Source organism: bacterium, from assembly GCA_030018315.1.
GTDB lineage: Bacteria > Hydrothermota > UBA3073 > JACQXS01 > JAGMCI01 > JASEGA01.
The window spans coordinates 1-2,988 of sequence record JASEGA010000060.1 but is presented as its reverse complement, the minus strand read 5'-3'; the positions used below and the strand labels follow the sequence as shown (position 1 = coordinate 2,988).

The 2,988-nt window shown below is 36.8% G+C and carries 3 protein-coding genes; 1 reads left to right on the top strand and 2 read right to left on the bottom strand.

Annotated features, from left to right (window positions below; genetic code table 11):
• Positions 1-885 (bottom strand): AMP-binding protein (locus tag QMD71_09995; protein MDI6841155.1); only part of this gene is annotated, 885 nt, incomplete at its 3' end.
• Positions 886-1,129: 244 nt separating this feature from the next.
• On the opposite strand from QMD71_09995, the gene QMD71_09990 reads away from it, so the two are divergent.
• The gene (locus QMD71_09990) at positions 1,130-2,758 is read left to right on the top strand and encodes an IS1634 family transposase (GenBank protein MDI6841154.1); all 1,629 of its coding nucleotides are present in this window, start codon (positions 1,130-1,132) and stop codon (positions 2,756-2,758) included.
• Here the strand turns inward: QMD71_09990 and QMD71_09985 are convergent.
• The coding region (locus QMD71_09985) for a hypothetical protein (protein ID MDI6841153.1) at positions 2,755-2,988 on the bottom strand (234 nt) is incomplete at its 5' end. The genes QMD71_09990 and QMD71_09985 overlap by 4 nt on opposite strands.

Genomic DNA, 2,988 nt, shown 5'->3' with positions numbered 1-2,988 from the left:
TACCTCTTGTGGTATGGGCATTGCCCCTGCCTTGACCAGTCGCAAAGAGGAAATGTCATAATCCTCAATTTCAGGACAATTCACAAGAAGATTGAACATGATAGCTGAGCCATAGCAAATTGTGACTTTCTCTTTTTCAATTGTTTGCAAAACCTCTTTCGGGTCAAAGTGTTCCATTAATACTATCGTGGCTCCCACAAGGATAGGAGAATTGATGCAAACACAGGTAGACCAAGTATGACAAAATGGGAAAACTGCTAATACAACATCATCTGGAGTCCATTTGAACCATCTGGTGTTTTGAATTGCATTAGCAACAAGATTATAGTGGGTCATCATAGCACCCTTTGGCAAACCAGTTGTGCCACCTGTATATTGAAGAACAGCAGTATCCTTCCTTGGATTTATGCTCATAGTGGGAAAACTTAAACCATCATAATAAAGATTTTTAAAAAGTTTTACTCCAAGAGGAACTTTTTCTCCTACAATGACAATATTCTTAGTCTTCTCGCAAATATGCTCCACAATAGGATACAGAGAACTATTTGTGATTATAGTCTCAGCTCCAGAGTCATTTAGCTGATATTCTAATTCCATTTCTTTAAACAAAGGACTTGCCGAACTCACAACTGCACCTGATTTCAGTATCCCATAATAAGCAATAACATATTCTGGAATATTAGGCAGGAAAATCAAAACTCTGTCGCCTCTTTTTACACCAAGCTCTATCAGACCAAGTGCAAATTTACTGCTCAGTGCATCAAGCTCCTTATAAGTTATTTTTTTGTGCTTGTATAATAGTGCGGGCTTGTCAGGATATTTATTAGCCGAATCAATCAGAAATTGGAAAAGCGGAATTTTAGGATACTCAATATGTTTTGGCACCCCCTTGGGCCAAAATTTAAACCACGGTCTTCTCACAATAGATAATAAACCCTCGGAATAAGCAGGGGGGGTAAACTGTTTTTTGTTATACCTAACTTCACTAAAAAATCACCCGTAAAAACCCCTAAACCTCAATAATTCCTACATCTCTACACACTTTACTTACAACTTTGTAGTATCTAAAAATTTCAAAAAAAGTTAATTTTTTTCTTGACAAGCCTATTTTTAGTGGTATATATTAGGTATGTGGATTAAAAGATGTGCGAGTGTTTATAAGGGGAAGATTTCTGGAGGTTGGTGGCTTGTTAAGTCTTACAGGGAGAATGGGAAGGTAAAGCATAAGTATATTGAGAATATTAGTCATCTTAGTGTGGAGCAAAGAGATGGGTTGAAAAAGATATTAAAAAATCCTAAGGCGATAGTTATAGATAACTTGAAAGAATTTATCAGAAGGGGGTATGATTATGGGGATATTGTGTTTTTTCTCTATATGATGCACCAGTTGGGGGTGATGGATGTACTTTCTAAATTTTTGTCTAAAAAAGCGCTTTCGTTGATAGTAGCAGTTTTATTAAATCGTATATTGAAGCCTTCGTCAAAAATGGAAGCAATTAGCTGGATAAAAGGGACAGCCTTCCCTTTCTTTTGCAGTCTCAGGAAGAAAGAATATCACCCTAATCGTGTATATGAAGCAATGGATGAAGTTAAAGATAATATGGATGGTATATTAGAGGAGTTTTACAAACTTTCCGGTGGTAAGCCGTTATTTTTATTGTATGACATAACTTCTATCTATTTTGAAGGAGGAGCAGTCAAGAAGGGAAAGCGGGGATATAGCAGAGATCATAGGCCTGATAGACCGCAAGTGTTGTTGGGAATTGTGTTAAATGAGAAGGGTTTTCCTGTGCATTTTGAAATATTTGATGGGAATTTACGAGATAAAGACACGGTGGAAGGAGTGGCGAAGAAAGTAAAGGAACGTTTTAATATAGAGAGAATAATATTTGTAGGAGACAGGGGAATGATAAGTATTGATAATGTGGAGGAAATAATAAATGCAGATTTAGGTTATATAATGGCATTGACTCACGAAGAAGCCAAGGGTTTATTAGAGGAGAAAAAAATAGATCCTTTTTTATTTGATAAAAGACTTCCTGTAACTGTCTGGCAAGATGGGGAGGATGCAAAATATGTTTTATGTGGTTCGGAGTTCAGGAGAGAAAGGGATAGAAAAGTTTTCGGGTCGTTGTTGGAAAAGGGGAGAGAGTCATTGAAGGTTGTTCAAAGGATGGTAGAAAAGGGACGACTAAAGAAACACGAAAAAGTAATAAGGAGGGCGCAGAAGAAATTAACAAAGAGTGGGGCGGAGAAGTATTTTGATTTTCGTTATGAAAATGGGATATTTGAGATAATAGAGAAAGTAGAAGCAATAAGGCGTGCAGAAAGGCTTTGTGGTTATTATATTCTTAAGACAAGCGAGACACACATGGAAGATTATGATATTGAAGTTCATTATAAGAAGTTACAAGAGGTAGAAAGGTGTTTCAGGGATTTAAAGGAGTTAATAGAGGTAAGGCCTATAGGCCATTGGAAAGATAGGAGGGTAGAGACTCATATATTCTTATGCTTGCTCGCACAGGTAATTTTAGCTTGGGTTAGGAAGAAATTGAAAGAGGTGGGATGGCTTGGGAGATATAATACACTCGAGAGATTTATCAATCTTCTTGGGAGTGTAAAAATAAACAAGCTTTTGATAGAGAAAAAAGAAATATTAGTAGTTCAACGAGAAAATCCACTTGAGACTGTCCTTTTAACAAATTTTGGTCTCCTATCCTTTGATTATGAGCGGGATAAAGAGGGGTGTAGTATCTAATGAAAAGTTATTTCCTTAAATTGCAGGCATTTACAGCCTCTACTCGTGAAGTTGGGTATAATTACATATTCATAATTCTCGGAAGGACTCGTTTCACTTTTAACAGGAGGGGCAAAGCGTTCCACATCTTCAGGATTTATCAGTTTGAGTTTCTGGTCTCTTTCAAAATCTTCCTTTTCCCACTTCCATATCTCTCTTACCGGGTATTTCCCTTCTTCATAATAAACTCT